The sequence below is a fragment of the Arthrobacter parietis genome (assembly GCF_039530425.1).
In the GTDB taxonomy this organism is placed as follows: domain Bacteria; phylum Actinomycetota; class Actinomycetes; order Actinomycetales; family Micrococcaceae; genus Arthrobacter_D; species Arthrobacter_D parietis.
The window spans coordinates 603,770-622,386 of sequence record NZ_BAAAON010000001.1; the positions used below are offsets into that span (position 1 = coordinate 603,770).

The 18,617-nt window shown below is 63.6% G+C and carries 18 protein-coding genes; 11 read left to right on the forward strand and 7 right to left on the reverse strand.

Annotated elements, in window-relative coordinates; all coding sequences use genetic code 11:
• The 3 genes from ABFX19_RS02870 to ABFX19_RS02880 form a co-directional block, all read right to left on the reverse strand.
• On the reverse strand, window positions 1-1,167 hold a 1,167-nt coding region (locus tag ABFX19_RS02870; protein ID WP_346027379.1), incomplete at its 3' end, for a TerC family protein.
• A gap of 96 nt (window positions 1,168-1,263) precedes the next feature.
• Window positions 1,264-2,265, reverse strand: a complete 1,002-nt coding sequence (locus tag ABFX19_RS02875; RefSeq protein ID WP_346027380.1) for an SDR family oxidoreductase — start codon at window positions 2,263-2,265, stop codon at window positions 1,264-1,266.
• A complete protein-coding gene (locus tag ABFX19_RS02880) occupies window positions 2,255-3,226 on the reverse strand; it encodes an aldo/keto reductase (RefSeq protein WP_346027381.1) in 972 nt (323 codons plus the stop codon). Before ABFX19_RS02880 ends, ABFX19_RS02875 begins: the two co-directional genes overlap by 11 nt.
• A gap of 164 nt (window positions 3,227-3,390) precedes the next feature.
• Here ABFX19_RS02880 and ABFX19_RS02885 point away from each other — a divergent pair, with 164 nt between their 5' ends.
• Entirely contained in the window at window positions 3,391-4,086 is a 696-nt protein-coding gene (locus ABFX19_RS02885) for an SDR family oxidoreductase (protein ID WP_346027382.1), read from the forward strand.
• Window positions 4,083-4,361 (forward strand): acylphosphatase, encoded by a 279-nt coding sequence (locus ABFX19_RS02890; RefSeq protein WP_346027383.1) that lies wholly within the window; start codon window positions 4,083-4,085, stop codon window positions 4,359-4,361. Before ABFX19_RS02885 ends, ABFX19_RS02890 begins: the two co-directional genes overlap by 4 nt.
• A gap of 6 nt (window positions 4,362-4,367) precedes the next feature.
• Here the strand turns inward: ABFX19_RS02890 and ABFX19_RS02895 are convergent, their stop codons facing one another.
• Window positions 4,368-5,030: a YqjF family protein gene (locus ABFX19_RS02895; RefSeq protein WP_346027384.1), complete on the reverse strand. Its 663-nt coding sequence runs from the start codon at window positions 5,028-5,030 to the stop codon at window positions 4,368-4,370.
• A gap of 58 nt (window positions 5,031-5,088) precedes the next feature.
• The gene (locus ABFX19_RS02900) at window positions 5,089-6,396 is read right to left on the reverse strand and encodes a cation:proton antiporter (RefSeq protein WP_346027385.1); all 1,308 of its coding nucleotides are present in this window, start codon (window positions 6,394-6,396) and stop codon (window positions 5,089-5,091) included.
• A gap of 114 nt (window positions 6,397-6,510) precedes the next feature.
• Between ABFX19_RS02900 and ABFX19_RS02905 the strand changes: the two genes are divergently transcribed.
• The 8 genes from ABFX19_RS02905 (at window position 6,511) to ABFX19_RS02940 (ending at window position 14,267) form a co-directional block, all read left to right on the forward strand.
• Entirely contained in the window at window positions 6,511-7,668 is a 1,158-nt protein-coding gene (locus ABFX19_RS02905; protein ID WP_277357422.1) for a GGDEF domain-containing protein, read from the forward strand.
• Window positions 7,669-7,672: 4 nt separating this feature from the next.
• Window positions 7,673-8,164, forward strand: coding sequence for a Cys-tRNA(Pro) deacylase (gene ybaK / locus ABFX19_RS02910; protein WP_277357423.1), 492 nt, complete (start codon window positions 7,673-7,675; stop codon window positions 8,162-8,164).
• Between the two features lie 82 nt (window positions 8,165-8,246).
• Window positions 8,247-9,149 (forward strand): diacylglycerol/lipid kinase family protein, encoded by a 903-nt coding sequence (locus ABFX19_RS02915; RefSeq protein WP_346027386.1) that lies wholly within the window; start codon window positions 8,247-8,249, stop codon window positions 9,147-9,149.
• A gap of 263 nt (window positions 9,150-9,412) precedes the next feature.
• Window positions 9,413-11,146 carry a M23 family metallopeptidase gene (locus ABFX19_RS02920; protein ID WP_346027387.1) on the forward strand — a complete coding sequence of 578 codons (1,734 nt, stop codon included), beginning with the start codon at window positions 9,413-9,415 and terminating at the stop codon, window positions 11,144-11,146.
• A 475-nt stretch (window positions 11,147-11,621) separates the two neighbouring features.
• Window positions 11,622-12,359 carry a GAF domain-containing protein gene (locus ABFX19_RS02925; protein ID WP_346027388.1) on the forward strand — a complete coding sequence of 246 codons (738 nt, stop codon included), beginning with the start codon at window positions 11,622-11,624 and terminating at the stop codon, window positions 12,357-12,359.
• A gap of 85 nt (window positions 12,360-12,444) precedes the next feature.
• Window positions 12,445-13,218 carry a GAF and ANTAR domain-containing protein gene (locus ABFX19_RS02930; protein WP_404800692.1) on the forward strand — a complete coding sequence of 258 codons (774 nt, stop codon included), beginning with the start codon at window positions 12,445-12,447 and terminating at the stop codon, window positions 13,216-13,218.
• Between the two features lie 42 nt (window positions 13,219-13,260).
• Window positions 13,261-13,980 (forward strand): GAF and ANTAR domain-containing protein, encoded by a 720-nt coding sequence (locus ABFX19_RS02935; RefSeq protein ID WP_277357428.1) that lies wholly within the window; start codon window positions 13,261-13,263, stop codon window positions 13,978-13,980.
• An 8-nt stretch (window positions 13,981-13,988) separates the two neighbouring features.
• The gene (locus ABFX19_RS02940) at window positions 13,989-14,267 is read left to right on the forward strand and encodes a hypothetical protein (RefSeq protein ID WP_346027389.1); all 279 of its coding nucleotides are present in this window, start codon (window positions 13,989-13,991) and stop codon (window positions 14,265-14,267) included.
• A 9-nt stretch (window positions 14,268-14,276) separates the two neighbouring features.
• Here ABFX19_RS02940 and ABFX19_RS02945 read toward each other — a convergent pair whose 3' ends face one another.
• Together ABFX19_RS02945 and ABFX19_RS02950 are read right to left on the reverse strand one after the other, a co-directional pair.
• Complete coding sequence (locus ABFX19_RS02945; RefSeq protein WP_277357430.1) at window positions 14,277-15,293, reverse strand: LacI family DNA-binding transcriptional regulator; 1,017 nt, start codon at window positions 15,291-15,293, stop codon at window positions 14,277-14,279.
• A gap of 38 nt (window positions 15,294-15,331) precedes the next feature.
• Complete coding sequence (locus ABFX19_RS02950) at window positions 15,332-17,011, reverse strand: glycoside hydrolase family 13 protein (protein ID WP_346027390.1); 1,680 nt, start codon at window positions 17,009-17,011, stop codon at window positions 15,332-15,334.
• A 281-nt stretch (window positions 17,012-17,292) separates the two neighbouring features.
• Here ABFX19_RS02950 and ABFX19_RS02955 point away from each other — a divergent pair, with 281 nt between their 5' ends.
• Complete coding sequence (locus tag ABFX19_RS02955) at window positions 17,293-18,588, forward strand: sugar ABC transporter substrate-binding protein (protein WP_277357432.1); 1,296 nt, start codon at window positions 17,293-17,295, stop codon at window positions 18,586-18,588.
• Window positions 18,589-18,617: the final 29 nt, after the last annotated feature.

An 18,617-nucleotide genomic window follows, 5' to 3' on the forward strand; every position in this document is an offset into this window, starting at 1 on the left:
GGCTTCATGCTCCTCGTGGGCACGGGTAAGGAGTGCCTTGAACTCGGTCTCGTTCCGGATATAGCGCTTGTACTTTTCCGGCTGCTTCTTGAGCATTGCCTCTTCGGCGCACATCTTCTCGAAGATACGCTCCCGCTCGTTGATGTCTGTCTCGTAGTTGAGGTCGAGGTACTCGATGGCGTGGCGCCGGGCACCGGAGATGAGGGTCTTGGCCTTCCCCTTCGGGCTCACCAGGGAAGCAATGACCGTCACCAACAAAATGCCGAGGATCAGGCTGAGGGAAAGCCCGGTGGAAATTTCCACCACGTTGACCGGCTGGCCATCGTTGATGAACGGGACGTTGTTCTCGTGCAGCGCGTGCAGCATCAGCTTCACCCCGATGAGACCGAGGATCGCGGCGAGGCCGTAGGAGAGGTAAACCAACCGGTCCAACAGCCCATCAAGAAGGAAGTACAACTGGCGCAACCCCATCAGGGAGAAAGCGGTGGCGGTGAAGACGATGAAGACGCTCTGCGTCAGACCGAAGATGGCGGGGATGGAATCAAGCGCAAACAGGATGTCCGTAGCGCCGATGGCCACCATCACCAGCAGCATCGGGGTAAGGACCTTCTTGCCGTTCTCAACCGTGAAGAGTTTGTCGCCGTCGTAATGTTCCGTGGCTGGCAGGAACTTGCGCGCCATCCGGACAATGAAAGTTTCTTCCTCCTCCACGTTTTTCGGCTTGAGGATGTTGCCGGCCGTGATCAGCAGGATGAGGCCGAAGATGTAGAACACCCAGGCAAAGGAGTTGATCAGCGCGGCACCGAGAAAAATGAACCCGGTCCGTGCGATCAGCGAAAAGACGATGCCGAACAGGAGCACCTTCTGCTGGTCCGCCCGCGGCACCTTGAACGTGGTCATGATGATGAGGAAGACAAACAGGTTGTCCACGGAGAGTGCCTTCTCCGTGATGTACCCGGCGAAATATTCCGTGCCGTACTGGGGACCGGCAAAGATCAGCACTCCCACGCCGAACAGCACCGCGATGCCCACATAGATGGCGGACCAGACGCTGGCTTCCTTCAGGGACGGGGTGTGCGCCTTGCGCACGTGGAAGAAGAAATCGAAGAGAAGCAGCCCCACAATTCCTGCGATCGTCAGAATCCAGACAAGTGTGGGCACTTCCATGCGTATATCTCCTCGACAGTGGGCTGTAACTTCACCGTAGTTCCACGTTCAGCACCCCTGCAAGCAGTTCAGCTACCGGTAAAAGTCCTGTACCGGTCAAGACTGGGCTGCGGCAATGATGCGATCGAATGCTGCATCAAGTTCGAAGTCAACCTGCTGACGGTTGGGATCGGCGTCATACCAAGCGACAATCTCACGCGCGCCGAGGGCGAACGGGGTTGTGCAGATGAAGTCCGGCACCAATGCCTTAATCTTGGAGTTGTCAAAGATCACAGAGTGTGACTTGTCGCCGAGCAGCTGGGAACCGAGGTCCGGAAGGTGCGCGGCGATAGTCTCGGACGCGACATGGACCAGCTCCGGTTCCGGCGCTCCCGCGGCCTCCGCGAACAACTGGTAGATCCGGTTCCAGGTCAAAAACTCGTCAGAGGTGATGGTGAAGCTGTCCCCGATCGCCTGCGGCAGTCCAAGCAGCCCGACAAATGCCTTCGCGAAGTCAGTGCTGTGCGTCAGCGTCCACAGAGAGGTGCCGTCACCGTGGACCAACACCGGCCGTCCCGCCCGCATCCGTGCGATGTCCGTCCAGCCGCCTGCGATGGCGATCTTCGTGTGGTCGTACGTATGTGACGGCCGCACGATGGTGACGGGGAAGCCGCGCTCCCGGTACTCAGCCACCAGCAGGTCCTCGCAGGCAATTTTCTCCCGCGAGTACTGCCAGAACGGGTTGCGCAGCGGAGTGGACTCACGAATGGGAAGGGCTGCCGGCGGTTTTTGGTATGCCGAGGCCGAACTGATGAACACGTACTGGCCGGTTCGCCCGGTGAACAGTTCAATATCGGCAGCGATGTGGTCGGGGGTGAAAGCCACGAAGTCGACGACGACGTCGAACGTGCGGTTACCGAGCGCAGCACGGACTTCGTCCGGCTTCCGGATATCGGCGGTCAACACTTCCGCTCGCGATGCCACCGGGCGCTCGGTGGTGGTTCCCCGGTTCAGGACGGTGACAGAGTAGCCCTGCGCGAGCGCCCGGTCGACGACGGCGGTGCTGATGACGCCGGTCCCGCCGATACTGAGAATCTTCACGCGGACCTCACCACGCATAATCCTCGGGCGCGGTCTTGTGGCCCGGGAAGATGTCATCGAGCGTGGACAGGGTGTCGTCGTCGAGCTTTATCTCAAGGGCACGCAGGCCGCCGTCGAGCTGTTCCTGGGTTCGTGGGCCGATGATCGGCGCCGTGACGGCAGGCTGCGCAAGGAGCCAGGCAAGGCCCAGGTCCGCCGGCGAGTGGCCGAGCTTCTCAGCCAGATCCTCGTAGCGCTGAATCTGATCCCGGTGCTTTTCAAGGGTGTCGGCGGCGCGGCCCTCGAGACGGCGGACGCCTTCATTCTCCTTCTTCAGGACACCGCTCAGCAGCCCGCCATGCAGCGGCGACCAGGGGATGATGCCAAGCCCGTATTCCTGGGCGGCAGGGAGAACTTCGAGCTCCACGGTGCGGGTGAGCAGGTTGTAGATGGACTGTTCGCTGATGAGGCCCGTGTAGTTGCGGCGAGCAGCGGCCCCCTGCGCCTGGGCAATGTGCCAGCCGGCGAAGTTGCTGCTGCCGGAGTACAGGATCTTGCCCTGCTGGACGGCAACCTCGACGGCCTGCCAGATCTCGTCCCAGGGCGTGTTCCGGTCGACGTGGTGGAACTGGTAGAGGTCGATGTAGTCGGTCTGGAGACGCTTCAGGCTGGCGTCGAGCGCGCGGCGGATATTCAGTGCGGACAGTTTGCCGTTGTTGGGCCACTCATCCATGTCACCGTAGAGCTTCGTGGCCAGCACCGTCTTCTCACGGCGTCCCCCACCCTTTGCGAACCAGCGCCCCACAATCGCTTCGGTGCGGCCCTTGTTCACGCCCCACCCGTACACGTTGGCGGTGTCGAAGAAGTTGATCCCGGAGGCATGGGCCGAATCCATGATGGAGTGTGAGTCCGCTTCTTCGGTCTTGGGCCCGAAGTTCATGGTGCCGAGGCACAGGCGGGAAACAGACAGGCCGGAGCGGCCAAGGTGGGTGTACTGCATCAGGAAAAGTTCCTCTCGGGATGAACGTGCGGGAATCCGCTTTCCATCCTGCCAAGCTCGGCGCGCGTGCGCTAGGGGGTAACTTTTGTGCACCTCCGGTGACTTGGAGCGCGGCGGGCCCGCCGGATCTGCGCAAAAGTTCCCCGGCGCCTAGGATTTCACCCATGACTTCTTCAAACCCGCTGCCCGTGGCGCTTATTACCGGAGCCTCCCGGGGCATCGGCCGCGCCATTGCCGATGAGCTCGCGCCCACCCATCACCTACTGCTGGGCGGTCGTGACCGCACGGCCTTGGACGCCCTCGCGGCGTCCTACCCGTCCGCGAAGCCCTTCGCCGTGGATGTGCGGGAAGTGACGGAAACCGACGTCGCCGGCATCGACCGCCTGGATGTCCTGGTGCACTCCGCCGGGGTCCTGCAGATGGGCGCGGTTGCTGATCTCGATGACGAGACGTGGCGAACGAGCTTCGACATCAACGTCTTCGCCGTCGCAAAGCTGACCCGGCTCCTGCTGCCTGCCCTCCGCGAGGCCCGCGGGCAGGTCATCGCGATCAACTCGGGTTCGGGCTACAGCTCCGGCGCGGGCTCGGCTGTCTACAGCGGCACCAAGTTTGCCCTCCGCGCGCTCACTGACGCCCTTCGGGAAGAGGAGCGGCCCAACGGCGTCCGGGTGTCCTCGATCCACCCCGGACGGGTGGCGACGGACATGCAGGCCGAACTTCACGACTTCGAGGGCAAGGAGTACTCCCCCGGTGCCTGGATCCAGCCGGCCCAGGTAGCCAAGGCAGTGCGTCTTGCAGTTGGCGCCTCGCGTGATTCGGCAGTGGAGTCCCTCAATATCCGTCCCTCGGGAATGGCATGAGCACGGTTCGGCTCACCGCGACGGTGACGGGCGAGGTCCAGGGCGTCGGCTTCCGCTACCGGACCCGGCAGCAGGCGGAGCAGCTCGGGCTGGTCGGTTCGGCCACCAACCGGCCGGACGGTTCGGTGCTGGTTGTTGCGGCCGGACCGTCGTCAGCCGTTGAACAGTTGCTGAAGTGGCTGCGCTCCGCGGATGCTCCCGGCCGCGTTGAGGAGGTGGAAGCGGACCTGCACGACGACGGCGCCAACGGACTCACAGGCTTCGTCACCGACTAGTGGCGGTCACCCTTCAAGCCTGCGGGGCATCCCGAACTGGGTCTGCACGCCCGGCGAATAAAGCACCGATTCCGGAGGACCCTCCACTGCCAGGCCTGCAGCCTGCACCAGGGAGTCATCCCAGTGCTGCAGTACCGCGCTTCGAAGCGGCCACGGCGTATGGGTGTTGGGGATGTAGAGGGTGCGGCCGGCGAACCGCGAGTGGAGGCCAAACCGCGCGGTCAGGTGGACGGACAGCGGGTCTGCGGCAACGCTCCCGGTGGGCAGTACGGAGAAGGACGACGACGCGCCCCGGAACCTGTCCACTGAGTAGCCGGTGCCGTCCGGGCCGTGCCAAGCACGGCAGCGGGACCAGACGTACGGGATACCTGCCGCCCGGGCGCCAAGCACCACGGCCAGCCGGGACGCGTCGAGGGTGAGGAAAACGACGCCGCGAACGCCGTTCCGGTCCCGCGAGTAGAGCCGTACATTCACTTCCGTGAACGTACCGAAATACGGCACCGGCACCCCGTGTCCAAAACCTGCTCCGCGCATGCGGAAGCCGATGAGCCCCACCCAGGAGTCGCCGTCGTGCTCATCCGGAACGGTTCCCGCGGGCATGAAGCGGGCCGCCGCGGGGGAAGGGATGCGCCAGTGGAGGAAGACGGCATGGCCCCAGAACTGGTCCATGACCGCGGGCGTAGGCAGTGGCGGGGGCTCCGGCCACCGCGGAGCAGGGGCGCAGAGATCAGACATGGGTTATCGGCACGTCTCCCCCGCCATCAACCTGGGCCTTTCGCCGGCGGAGGCGATCGAGCGCTGTCATGACGGGCGTTGCCGTGATTCCGTGCAGGACAACGGAAAGCGCCACGACGAGGCCGACGAAACCCCAGACTTCGTTCGCTTCGGCGTCGAAATCACCGTTGCTCAAGCCGTACCCGAGGTAGTAGAGGGAACCAATACCGCGGACTCCGAAGAACGCGAGCGCCACTTTCTCCCGCGTACCCGTCTGGCCGCCGAGGAGTCCAAGGAATCCTGCCAGAGGCCGGACAAGGATCAGGAACGCGAGCGCAAGAACGACGTCGGTCCAGCCGATGGTTTCGAGAAGCCCCCTCGCGATAGCCCCGCCGAGCAGCACCAGGATGACCACGGACAGCAGCCGTTCGAGCTGTTCCACGTAGCTGTGCAGCACCCGGTGGTACCCGTGGTTGCGCTCCGCCGAGCGGATGGTGATGGCGCAAACGAAGACGGCGATGAAGCCGTACCCCTCGAACGTTTCGGTCACGCCGTATGCCAGGAACGTCGCAGCGAGCGCAACGAACCCCTCGGAGTGGGTGGACAGCCGGAACGATTCCGCGCGGGAGGAAAAGAAGAGTCGGCCCAGGAGCTTGCCCGTTCCGTAACCGAGCAGCACACCGAACCCGATGCGCCACAGGACGTCGACGAGGAACCACTGCGGGAACCAGGCGCCGGGTGCGGCCCCGACGAGGCTGATGGTGATGGCGAGATAGACGAACGGGAAGGCCAGGCCGTCATTGAGTCCGGCCTCGCTGGTCAGCCCGAAGCGGACCTCATCCTCGCGGTCGAACCCTTCTTCGCCGTCCGCGGGCTCACCAACCTGCACTTCCGAGGCCAGGACCGGGTCAGTCGGAGCCAGCGCGGCGGCCACCAGGATTGCACTGGCCAGCCCAAGTCCCAGGAACACGTAGCCAAGGACTGTGAAGACGAGGATGCAGATCGGCATGACGATTCCGAGGAGCCGCCAGGTGGTGGACCAGGACCGCCAGCCGGGAGGCCGGTCGAGGGCCAGGCCCGCACCCATCAGGGAGATGATGACGCACACCTCGGTGAAGTGCGTGGTGACCACCTCATACTTCACCGGATCGGGTGTAGGCAGGTACGGGATCAGCGCGAAGGCCAGGACCCCTGCGGAGAGAAAAACCATCGGCATGGAGATCGGGACACGGCGCAGCAGGCGCGGAAGCAACGCGGCAGCAAAGACGATGATGCCGAGCACCGTATAGATAATGCTGGGTCCCTCAAAAAGCTTGAGCACTCTGGCTCCTTCTCGCATGGATGTTGCCTAAAGATACTCGGGCAGAAGCTCTTCGTCGCGGGCAGCATCCCCGGATGGGATACTAGTGCCCATCTCGCTACCGCCGGGGGGCTCATGGAATTTCTCGACACGACCACGGTGCGTTTTGTCTTCGCTGTGGTTGCTGTGACGCTGCTGGGCCTCTTCTACTTCGTCACCTTTCAGCGCACGCGCTCGATCTACAGCGCCTGGTGGTGCGTTGCCCTCGCCCTGTTCCTCACCGGGTCCGCGGCCTACCTGCTGGATGGAACGGCTCACCAGGTCTGGGCCAACCCCACCGGGAACGCCCTGCTGGTGCTCGGCGTGGCCAGCGTCTGGGCCAGCGCCAGAACGCTGCGCGCCCGCCCTGCGCCCGTGTGGCAGCTTCTCGCCGGACCGGCGGTGACCCTGCTGGTCTCGGCACTGGACAGCCCGGCTACGAACGACTGGTCAGGCGGCCCTGTGTTCCTCGCCTTCATGTGCCTGTTGCTGGCCCTGGCTTCCGTGGAGCTCTGGGGTATCAAGCGCTCCTCCAGCAGGGTCACCAAGTCCCTGGCGCTCGCCGCCGGCCTTCTCGCCGCTTACTATCTGGGGCGATGGCTCGTTTTCCTGGCGGAAGGACCGGACGGACCCACTTTCACTACCTACTTCGATTCCGCGATCACCACCCTCATCACCCTGGTACTTCTGGTTGTGGTCTCCTTCAGCATGGCAGCGCTCAGTAACGAGCAGGTGACCCATGACCTTCACCTTCGCGCTACCCGGGACGGGCTTACCGGCCTGCTCAACCGTTCCGGATTTGCGGATCTGGCGTTGAACGAGCTGAACCGGATTCGCGCTAACGGGACTCCCGGCGCCCTGGTGCTGGCAGACCTCGACCACTTCAAGGCCGTCAATGACACTCACGGGCACGCCGCAGGAGATGGAGTCCTCCAGGCGTTCGCGGATATCTGTGTGGCCACGGTGCGCTCCACCGACCTGGTGGGCCGCCACGGCGGGGAGGAATTTGTCATCCTGCTGCCCGGTGCGGACTCGAACCGTGCCGAAGCGATCGTGAACCAGCTCAGCGCCCGCTTTGCACGTGCCACCTTCGCGGAGGGATTCGAGCCGCCGACCGTCAGTTACGGCATCGCTGCGATCAACTCGGAATCAACAGACCTTGCCGCAGTCCTCGCAACCGCGGATGCCGCCCTCTACGAGGCCAAGTCACTGGGCCGGAACCGGGCTGTCCAGGGCCCTACCGGACGGAAGTGACAGTGTGGGTTCACGCAAAACTTCCGCCGCCACTCCTGCCACCGCACTGCTGAACCGGCTGGGCATCCCGCACCGCACCCTGAGCTACGTGCATGACCCTTCGTCTGAACACTACGGAACCGAGGCCGCCGAGAAGCTGGCGGTTGACCCCGCACGCGTCTTCAAGACGCTCATGGTGGACACCGGCACCCAACTGGCCGTCGCCGTCGTTCCCGTCAACCGCCAACTGAACCTCAAAGCAATGGGCGCCGCGTGTGGAAGCAAGCGCGCCGCCATGGCGGACCGCGCTGCCGCTGAACGGCGGACAGGGTACGTGCTCGGCGGAATCTCACCACTGGGACAACGGCACCGCAGCCCGCTGGTGCTCGACGAATCCGCGCTTGCCTTCGAAACAATCCTCGTCTCGGGTGGCCGCCGCGGATTTGAGATCGAGCTCGCGCCCGCTGACCTCCTTCGTGCAACTGACGGTACGACGGCGGCCCTCGCCTCCGCTTGACCGCCCGTACTAGTGTGGGTTCAGTTGTCCCCATCCCCAGCAGACGAGAGCACCTGTGCATAGTCAGGGCATATTGGCGGTCGTGAACGCGTCCGCCGGAACCGCATACCGCCGCAGTGTCGACGCCGTTGCCTCCTTCCTTGCCTCCGCTTCCGCACGGCGGGGCACGTCCTTTGAACTTGCCCGCACCCAGGACCTGGACGAGTTGGATTCAGCCCTCGGAAGCCTGGACGGCAGGCACCTGGTACTGCTGGGCGGCGACGGCTCGGTCCACGCCGCGATCCAGTGCCTGCACAAGACCGGCACACTGGCCTCCGCCGGGCCCATCGGCATCATCCCCGTGGGTACCGGAAACGACCTCGCACGGTCACTGGGAATTCCGCTCGATCCGCTGCAGGCTGCCGAGTGTGTGATGTCCGGGCCGGCACGCACCATGGAGCTGCTGGTCAGCGAAGACCGTGTTGCCGTCAATGCTGTCCACGTGGGGATCGGCGCGGATGCCGCGGCCAAGGGCGCTGACCTCAAGAAGAAGCTGAAAAAGGTGAAGGCCGGGAAGCTCGGGTACCCGCTGGGTGCCGTCGCTGCGGGGTTCAGCTCTCCCGGGCAGCACCTTAGCGTGAGGGTGGACGGTGAACTGTTGCATGACGGATCCAGGCCGCTGCTGATGGTGGCCCTCGGCCTGGGCGGCACCGTCGGTGGAGGCGCCCGGCTCATCCCGGACGCCAACCCGCATGACGGGCTTGTCGACGTCGTGCTCTGGGAGTCGGTGGGTTCCGCTGCACGGGTGGGGTACGCCCTCGGCCTCAAGAGCGGCGACCATGCGCGGCGCACTGATGTGCGGATCGGGCGCGGGGAGACTGTTGAAATCACCGCGGTTGACGGCAATGGATTCAGGGTAAGCAATGACGGTGAATTGTGGGGCCCGTTCCCGCACCGCCGGTGGGATGTCGTGTGTGACGCCTGGCACGTCATCGCCCCGCAGTAGCATGCGCCTTTCAGTAGCACCTGCTCCGCAGCAAACAGCACTGAACTCCGGGTATTGCCGCAGCGCTCACGAAGTTCACTCAAGGTTTCCACAAGAGTGGCGGAGCACTCTATCTCCATGGCAAACAGCCCAGTAGGCTGATTGTCAGCCACCAGCAATTTCGGGCCCCTCGCGGGCACCTGGCGAAGGCTGATTGTTCGGATTCCTCCCCGGGGTTCGGTCGTAACGGACCTTCATCAGGGGAAACATATGGGGAGTTACCAGTGAGTGAAGTCAGGCCGGCATCGGGCCACAGCGTTCTGAGGAGCCGTCGTCGTGCGGTTCGGTCTGGTGTGAGCGTTTGCCTTGCTCTGGCTGTCATCTACTCCTTTGGCTATCCCGGATCCACACCGTTGACCTCCGGTGCGGGTGCAACCGGCACCGTGCTCGCCCAGGGAGCAGGAAGTTTCTCTGACGCCATCGTTCCGGTGACCGGGTATGTGGGTGAGCAGCAGCTCGTGGGTCCAGGGACAGCGTTGCCTTTCGGCACCACGGATTCGCTGGTACCGGGGCGTGAGGTTCCCGGCGCGCAGGAGTCTTCACGGGCCGCGGCTACCGCTGACAAGAGGTCATCGGTTGAGTCCCTCAGCTCCACGCCGCGCCCTGGCAAGGGCATGCTGATCTCTCCCTTGCAGTTCCTGACCCCCAGTTCGCCGTTCGGTCTTCGAACCAGCCCCATCACCGGGGAGCACAATGAATTTCACTCCGGCCAGGATTTCGCGGCACCCTGCGGAACCCGCGTCTTTTCAGCGGATGCCGGTGTTGTCCGTGCCGCCGGTTGGCATCCCTGGGGCGGCGGTAACCGCGTGGAGCTTGACCACGGCAACGGCCTCGTCACCACTTACAACCACCTGGAGGGGATCGGGGTGAAGGCCGGAGACCGCGTGGGAGCCGGGCAGGTCATCGCCACGGTAGGCACCACCGGCTGGTCCACCGGGTGCCACCTGCACTTCGAAACCATCCTCGACGGCGGTCACACTGATCCGGACGCCTGGAAGCTGATTCCGCTGGACGGCAGTGGCCCGGTTGAGATGCCGAGCCTGGTCAACTTCACCCCGGGGACCGGCAACGGGAACGACGACGACACCGCCTGGGTTGCCTACCTCGCTACCGCTACGGCTTTTGAGCCGGTTGCTTTGAAGTCGCCTGCACGTGTGGATGCGGAAGTGGCGGCTCAGGGGCCGCGGGCGAGCGGCAAGGCACTTTCCAGCACCAAGTCCTCGAGTAGCAAGTCCTCCGGCGGCACGTCTACGAGCAGCGCTTCTTCGGGCAGTAAGAAGGCTACACAGCCCTCGGATACGCCAAGTACGTCGGTTCCCGGAACGTCAACAGCGCCTTCCAAGCCGGGCACGCCGTCGGGAACGCCTTCCGGGACTCCGTCAGCCACCAAGCCGGGTACACAGCCGCCTTCGACGACGACTCCTCCGCCTACAGACCCTGGAACGCCGCCGGCCACCGACCCCGGCACGCCGCCCGGAACTCTCGATCCAACGCCGCCGAACACGCCCGTTCCGACGCCGCCCGTGGATCCTGTAACGCCGACGCCTCCACCTGTGGATCCGACGCCACCCGTCGACTCCACGCCACCCGTGGCCCCAACGCCGCCAGTGGACCCCACGCCGGTCATTCCGGACCCGACACCACCGGTCGACCCCACGCCAACAGTGGATCCGGCGCCCGCCGATCCACCGCCGCCGTCTACAGACCCCGGTACCCCGACTCCTGCTACTCCTCCGACGGTCTCGGTGACCGATCCTGCGGAGGCTTGTGATCCCGCAATCAACCCGGAGTCCATCATTGTTGACCCGGTGACCAAAGACCCGGTACTTGACCCGATGACGAAGGAGCCGATCACGGCTGGGGAACTGTGCGCTTCGGTCTCCGTTACACCAACGCCCGGAATCACCGGGACAGAGCCTGCACGGGAAGCCGATCCAGGTTTGACCATCGCGCCATAACGCAAGGTACCGGTCACCGCGCCGTGCCACCACGTACAGCGCAATATGAGCCCCTGAAACTTCTGGGGCTCATATTGTGTCAGGACCGTTCCGTCAAGATCCCAGGGCGATATTGGTCCCAATAATGGGCAAGTTCGCCAATCAGTTGTTTGCCCCAAGTAACGTCGTGATTCCCCCCTCACTGAGACCCCCGGAGGTTCACGACCATGAGAAAGCCCTTCCCGTTTCATGCACGACTCGCACGGCGGGCGCCGCCCCTTGCAGTTGGCACCCTCGCAGTTGGTCCCGGGGCTGCAGTTGGTACCCGGCTGCAGTTAGTACCGGTCAAACGGACTCCGCGCTGCTGAGGGAGCGTAGTCTCGGTAGTAGGAAGCTTTCCGCCATGGCGATTTGCATCCTACGGGCAGGGTGCGCATCGAGTGGCCTGCCGCAAGTCGGGGTAGTTGCTCTGGCGCTTGTACAGAATTGAGGCCGTATGGCCCCCGACCGCGACATCTCCGACAGTGAAAAGCTACAGGCTCTGCTTCTTGAGAGCCCGGGCTTCACAGAATTTCTGCTCGGCCTGAGCACCATTTCCGCTTCGCTGTTCAACCAGGACGTCCCAATGCACTGCGCCATAACGGTGGAGCGCGACGGCGGGCCCACGACCGTAGCCAGCAGCAGCGCCCTGGCCCAACGCCTGGATGAGCAGCAGTATGCGTTCGACGACGGACCCTGCCTCACCGCGCTGCGCACAGGTCACACAGTTTTTATCCCTCGACTCGCGGACGACCCACGCTGGCGGCGATATGCTCATGCGATTTCCGGCGAACAGATCCGGTCGGTCCTTGCGGTTCCGATAGTTACAAACGGTTCCTCTGCCGCTGCCCTGAACTGCTATTCCCGGGATCTTGCTGGGTTCGATGCCGCAATGATTGCGTCTGTGAAAGAGCACGCGGCGTCGATATCCACCATTCTTCAGCTGGCCCTGCGCGTCCATGAACCAGAACATTATCCTGATGATCTGTCTGACGTACTGAAATCACGCGCCGTGGTCGATGCGGCCGTGGCCCTCGTCATGGCTCAAAACCGGTGTAGTCGCGAAGCAGCAATGCTGATGCTGCACGTCGCTGCGCGGCACCACGACGGACGGGTGCAGGCTGTTGCCCAAGAGCTACTCGGCACGGCCCGCGCGAGAACGGTGATCAGCCGCACCGCGAATCAGCCAGGCTGACTCGTACGGCACAGGCAGGAAGGCGCAAGGTTTCAAAAATGAGCCGAGCACGGGAAGATGATATTCGAGGTTCCGATCAGAAAGGATGCCGGACGTGGAAGTACAGGGTCGCGCCTTTCTCCAACCGGTCGGTACAGAGAGTGCCGAACTGGTGATGCAGCTGCAGGATCTGCTCGCGGACAATGCTGATGTCCAGGAATTCCTAACGGAGCTGAGTCGGATGGCCTCCGAGCAGCTTTCCCTGCCGGACAATCCCATCTCCTGTGGAGTGACGGTTCTTCGCCGGAAGAAACCGCTGACGGTAGCCAGCAGCGACGAGCGTTCCAGAACACTCGATGAAGTGCAGAACAGCTACGGCGACGGTCCGTGCCTGACCGCGCTCCGCGATGGCGCCATCATCAGCGTTGCGGAGGTGGAGAACGAAACCCGCTGGCCAGACTATATGCGCGCCGCGGAATCCTGTGATGTGCAGTCCATTCTCTCAGTGCCCATGGACGTCAGAAACTCCGGCAAGGCAGTCCTCAACCTCTACTCACCGCGCGTCCGCGGATTCTCGGAGGACAGCATCCTTGCTGCGCAGGACGTTGCAGAAGAGGCAGCCAGGGCGCTTCACCTTGCATTGAAGATTGCGCAGCTCAATGAGCTCAAGGACAATCTCAGTGCGGCGCTGGAATCCCGGACGACTATTGCTACAGCAGTTGGCATCATCATGGCCGAGAACCGTTGTTCCCGAGAAACGGCGTTCCAGATCCTCGTTGATGCCAGCAGCCACCGCAACACCAAAATGCACACGCTGGCCGAAGGCGTCATCGGTCGGGTAGCAGGTGATCATGACAAAGCTCCGGATTTCGACGAGTAAGCCCTCCGAACTGCACCCTGCCCGTCAAGCCGAAGGCACACCATGATCAAGAAACCGCCACTGGATGAGCTGTCCGCCGCCGTCGGCCGCATTCTGGGGGTGCTGCTGACGCAAGAGAAAGTGGACGACGCCGTCCACCACCTGGCCCAGGCGGTGAAAGAGTCGATTCCCAGCGCCGTGGGGGCGGGAGTCAGCATCCTCGATTCCAGCGGGCAGAGGACCAGCACGGGTTTCACCGACCCCGTCGTGCAGCAAGCAGACCGTTTCCAGTATGAGCTGGGGCAGGGACCCTGCCTCACGGCCTGGGCCTCTGAGGAGCAGGTGCTTGTCGACGATGTCGCTCTTGATCGCCGGTGGCCCGAGTGGAGCGCGGCGGTCCGGGAGCTCCCCATTCGCTCGGTGGCGAGCGTGCCGCTCATGGTGGAAGGGCACGCCATCGGCGCATTGAAAGCGTACGCAGGAGAACCCGGTGTCTTCACCATCGAGACAACCTCCCTGATGCATATTCTGGTCAGCCCGGCGGCAACGCTCCTGTCCCATATCCAGAGCAGGGAAACCGTTGAGCGCATGAGCGAAGGCCTGCAGACGGCGCTCCATAGCAGGGACCTGATCAACCAGGCCTGCGGAATACTCCTTGAACGGAAAGGCCTCACCTCTGAGCAGGCATTGATGGAGCTGATGAAGACCGCTAGGCAGGAGCGAACCTCCCTTCGCGGCGTCAGCGCTGAGCTGGTGGCCGGAACCACGGCCCGCAACACCTGAGGTTCATCGTGGGCTTTGAAAGCTACGAACCTGAACAGCGCCAGGGTCTCAGCGAGGTCCTGGCGCGAGCGGACATCACCACGGGCGAGCTGTGGCTTCGCTATTTCAGCATCGGCGGTTCCGCCGGAGAGTATGAGGTGGACGCCTACCTGCAGAGCCTGATCTCGTTGCCGAAACTGGAACGCGACCTCCTGGCCATGGCTGCGAACGAATTGTGCGCCGACGGATCCGGTCCGCGCGCTCCCTACTCGGACGAACTGCCGCCGGCGGACGCCCCGCAGGACTGAGAGCGCACGCTACTCTGCCGGCGCTGCGGTACTGGAACGCACAATCATCTCGGTGTGGGCCGTGTGGTTGGAGCGTTCTCCCGACTCGGCGGGGCCGGCGAAGAGCTGAAGCATTCGTTGCACGGCACGGCTTCCCTGCAACGCCGGGTACTGCGCGATGGTGGTCAACCCGAAAACCTCGCCGAGGTCATGTCCGTCAATGCCAATCACCGAGAGGGCATCCGGAACCCTGATTCCCAGTTCCCGTGCGGCAACAATGGCGCCGATCGCCATCTCATCCGAGGCGCAGAAGACGGCGGTGGGACGGTTCCGGGGATACCCGAGCACCTGTTTGGCGCTGGCATATCCACCGGGAATCGTGAAGTCCGCATAGGCAAGCCATGAGGGAAGAATTTCCAGACCGGCAGCTTCCATGGCTACCTCGTAGCCGCGGCGGCGGCCTTCCGAGATATTGAAGTCCCTGGCAGCGTCCTCAGGCCCGCCGATGTAGGCGATCCCGCGGTGTCCCAGACTGATCAGGTGTTCGGTGGCCAACTGGGCAATGGCGAACTCGTTGACGCTGATGGTGTCAGCGCCGGGAAGGGGACCACCGATACCGACAATCGGCTTGCCCACCGCCAGCAGCTGTCCGAGTTCAGTTTCGGACAGCTGCAGGGAAACGGAGATGACGCCGTCGCAGCGTTGGCGCAGCAGGAACTCGGAGAAGACGCGGTCCCGGTGGCCCGCGCCGTCGCTCACGTTATACAGCGTCAGATCATAGCCAGCGTCCAGAAGTGACGCCGCAACGCTGTCCACAATCTGGGAAAAATACCAGCGATTGACTGATGGAACAACGACGCCGACATTGCGGTTCCTGCCCGAGGCAAGTGATGATGCCGAGAAGGACGGCACGAAGTCCAGCTGCTTTGCAGCCTCAAGAACCTTCAACCGTGCCCGCTCGGACACCTGGCCGTTGCCGCTGAGGGCACGGGATACCGTGGCAGTTGAGACGCCGGCGAGCGCTGCAACATCCTTGATGCCAACCACGGTGCCCTCCCTCAGAGCAAAGGACGGGTGCGGTCCTCTTAGTTGAGTTTTATCCATACGCACCGGTTCGGCGCCAGGACGCCCTCTGCACCGGCATCCGCGTGACTCCCTGCGATGACCGTGCCCGATGGTACATAGGCATCAGATTCTCCCATGTTCATGATCACCATGACGTCATTGTTGAGAAACGCGATGATGTCCGTGTCCATGTAATCCGCAGCCCAACTCAGCGAGCCGGCACCGAGACGGAGCTGTTTGCGAAGTGCGAGCGCCGAACGGTACAGGTTGAGGGTGGAATCTGGATCGGTCTGCTGGACGTCACGCGCCAGCGTGTACCAGTCCTCCGGCTGGGGCAGCCACCCGCCGCTGGTGGAGCCGAATCCGTAGTGCGGTTCGTCCGCCCTCCATGGCAGCGGGACCCTGGACCCGTCCCGGCCTACGCGTTCTCCGCCGGTGCGGATGAACGTCGGGTCCTGGCGCTGTTCGTCCGGGATGTCCAGGTGATCGGGCAGGCCGAGCTCCTCGCCCTGGTAGAGGTAGACGCCACCGGGGAGTGCCAGCATGGCCAACGACGCCGCCCGTGCACGGTCGAGCCCGACCTCCGGATTGTTTTCGCCTAACCGCGTAGCGTGCCGGGTGACATCGTGGTTGCTCAGGACCCAGGTGGTTGGTGCATTCACGCTGTCGAACGCTTGCAGCGAATCAGTGATGATCCCGCGAAGTTCAGCGGCGTTCCAGGGGTGGTGCAGGTAGGCGAAGTTGAAGGCCTGGTGCATCTGATCATGGCGGACCCAGTTGACCAGACGGGACAGCGGATCAATGCTGGCTTCCGCGCAGAGGATGCGGTCGCCGTCGTACTCTGCAAGAACTGACCGCCACCGGCGGTAGATGTCGTGGATCTCTTTCTGGCCGAACATCGGCGCGGCGTGGCCCGGGTAGCCGTCCGAGGAGCAGCCGTCGGGGCGGCCGCCCCAGTCCGGCAGCCCGTCTGCCTTGACCAGTGCGTGCGCAACGTCAACGCGGAAACCGGTGACGTTGCGGTCCAGCCAGAACCGCAGGATCCGCTCGAACTCGGCGTGGACGGCAGGGTTGTCCCAGTTGAAGTCCGGCTGTGAGGAATCGAAGAGGTGGAGGTACCACTGGCCGGGCGTACCGTCGTCGTTCAGTGTGCGCGTCCAGGCGGACCCGCCGAAGTGGGACTGCCAGTTGTTCGGCGGGTTTGAGCCGTCCGGTCCGGTGCCGTCGCGGAAAATGAACATGGCCCGTTCGTCCGAGCCCGGCCCGGCGGTGAGGGCAGCCTTGAAGAGCGGGTGCTCGCTGGAGCAGTGGTTGGGAACGAGGTCGACGATCACCTTGATGCCCAGCTCGGATGCGCGGGCAGTCAGCTTGTCGAAGTCGTCGAGCGTTCCGAACATCGGGTCGACGTCGCAGTAATCGGCGACGTCGTAGCCGCCGTCGCGCTGCGGGGAGGTGTAGAACGGCGATATCCAGATCGCGTCAATGCTGAGGTCGGCCAGCTGGTGCAGCTCGGCGGTGATCCCGGCGAGGTCCCCCTGGCCGTCGCCGTTCAGGTCCCGAAAAGATCGCGGGTACACCTGGTAGATCACGGACGAGCGCCACCAGGCGTCGTCGTCGTGAGCGGTGTGAAGGGGTTCGTGGAAAGCGGGCGCTACAGACTGCGCGGACACAGCAGGGGCCAGGGAAACAGCGTTGGGCATGAGGAACATGCTAACCCCGGTTGCCGAGAAAATGGAAGCGTTTACATGAATGAGAAGTTACCCCCACTCTTGCGAATGCCGGTATTCCGCAGAAACTGGGCGATCCCAGCCGTGTTGTTGTACAGACTGGCCGTAAGCGCTTACGATGTGTTGTGCCTCACTGGTTCCGTTTCGGATCCGACGTGTTCGGCGCAACCAAACAGGTCTTCCATTTACAACCGCGCCATGCAGCGCAAACCCTCAGTATCGGCTGCCTCGCGGCGCCACAGAAAGGTTCACCAATGAAGGTGCAAACAACCAGACTCCTGAATCGCCGGACGCTGGCCACCGCGGCTTTGTCCGTCGCGATGCTGGCCGTCACTGCCTGCGGTGGCGGATCCACCGACACCGCCGCGGGAGAATCCGCTGCGCCAACCGACCTCGCTGAAGGCGGATCGACCACCCTGACCATGTGGGTGGACGCGGAGCGCGCTCCGGCACTTGAGCAGATCGCCGCCGACTTCAAGGAAGATACCGGCATCTCGATCGACCTTGCGGTGAAGGACTTCGCAGCGGTACGCGATGACTTCATCACCCAGGTGCCTACCGGCAACGGACCAGACCTGATCGTCGGCCCGCATGACTGGATCGGTACCTTTGTGGAGAACGGCGTTGTTGCTCCCATCGAACTGGGAGACAAGGCTGGAGAGTTCCAGGAGTCCGCACTCCAGGCCATGTCTTACGAGGGCAGCCTGTACGGCGTGCCGTACGCAGTCGAGAACATCGCGCTGCTGCGCAACACCGATATGGTCTCCGAGGCTTCCGAGACCTTCGATCAGGTCATCGAGAAGGGCCAGGCAGCGGTTGACGCCGGCGAAGCCGAGTTCCCGTTCCTGGTTGGCCTCGATCCCAAGCAGGCGGATCCGTACCACATGTACCCGTTCCAGACCTCGATGGGCGTTCCTGTCTTCGCTCAGAACGAGGACGGCAGCTACGATCCCTCGAAGCTGATGCTCGGTGAGCCCAACGGCGTTGAGTTCGCGAAGAAGCTTGTTGAGTGGGGCGACACCGGTTCCGGCGTCCTGAACTCCAACATCACCGGAGACATCGCCAAGGAGAAGTTCCTCGCCGGCGAGTCCCCTTACTACCTGACCGGCCCGTGGAACGTTCCTGCTGCACAGGAGGCCGGCATCAACCTGGCCATCGATCCGCTGCCCACCGTGGGTGATGAGCCCGCCCAGCCGTTCATCGGCGTCAACGGCTTCTTCATCTCCTCGCAGAGCTCCAACGCTCTCGCAGCCAACGAGTTTGCAGTGAACTACCTGACCACCGAAGAGGCGCAGGACGCGATGTTCAGCGTCGGCGGCCGTCCCCCGGCACTGACCGCGTCCTTCGACAAGGCAGCGTCAGATCCCGTAGTTGCCGCATTCGGTGAAATCGGCGCCAACGGCGTTCCGATGCCCGCCGTACCCGAGATGCAGGCAGTCTGGGCCGACTGGGGCGCAACCGAACTCGCTCTCATCAAGGGCGCCGTCAAGCCGGAAGAGGCCTGGCCGGCAATGGTGAAGAACATCGAGCAGAAGATCGCTGCCGGATAGCTACACCCTTTGAAAGCCGTTGTGGGCCG

What these genes read in the sequence shown, in the direction of transcription:
- ABFX19_RS02875 (WP_346027380.1), bottom strand. Translation starts at nt 2,265, where the DNA reads ATGCGTGGTGAGGTCCGCGTGAAGATTCTCAGTATCGGCGGGACCGGC.
- ABFX19_RS02880 (WP_346027381.1), bottom strand. Translation starts at nt 3,226, where the DNA reads ATGCAGTACACCCACCTTGGCCGCTCCGGCCTGTCTGTTTCCCGCCTG.
- ABFX19_RS02885 (WP_346027382.1), top strand. Translation starts at nt 3,391, where the DNA reads ATGACTTCTTCAAACCCGCTGCCCGTGGCGCTTATTACCGGAGCCTCC.
- ABFX19_RS02890 (WP_346027383.1), top strand. Translation starts at nt 4,083, where the DNA reads ATGAGCACGGTTCGGCTCACCGCGACGGTGACGGGCGAGGTCCAGGGC.
- ABFX19_RS02895 (WP_346027384.1), bottom strand. Translation starts at nt 5,030, where the DNA reads ATGGACCAGTTCTGGGGCCATGCCGTCTTCCTCCACTGGCGCATCCCT.
- ABFX19_RS02905 (WP_277357422.1), top strand. Translation starts at nt 6,511, where the DNA reads ATGGAATTTCTCGACACGACCACGGTGCGTTTTGTCTTCGCTGTGGTT.
- ABFX19_RS02925 (WP_346027388.1), top strand. Translation starts at nt 11,622, where the DNA reads ATGGCCCCCGACCGCGACATCTCCGACAGTGAAAAGCTACAGGCTCTG.
- ABFX19_RS02930 (WP_404800692.1), top strand. Translation starts at nt 12,445, where the DNA reads ATGCCGGACGTGGAAGTACAGGGTCGCGCCTTTCTCCAACCGGTCGGT.
- ABFX19_RS02935 (WP_277357428.1), top strand. Translation starts at nt 13,261, where the DNA reads ATGATCAAGAAACCGCCACTGGATGAGCTGTCCGCCGCCGTCGGCCGC.
- ABFX19_RS02950 (WP_346027390.1), bottom strand. Translation starts at nt 17,011, where the DNA reads ATGCCCAACGCTGTTTCCCTGGCCCCTGCTGTGTCCGCGCAGTCTGTA.
- ABFX19_RS02955 (WP_277357432.1), top strand. Translation starts at nt 17,293, where the DNA reads ATGAAGGTGCAAACAACCAGACTCCTGAATCGCCGGACGCTGGCCACC.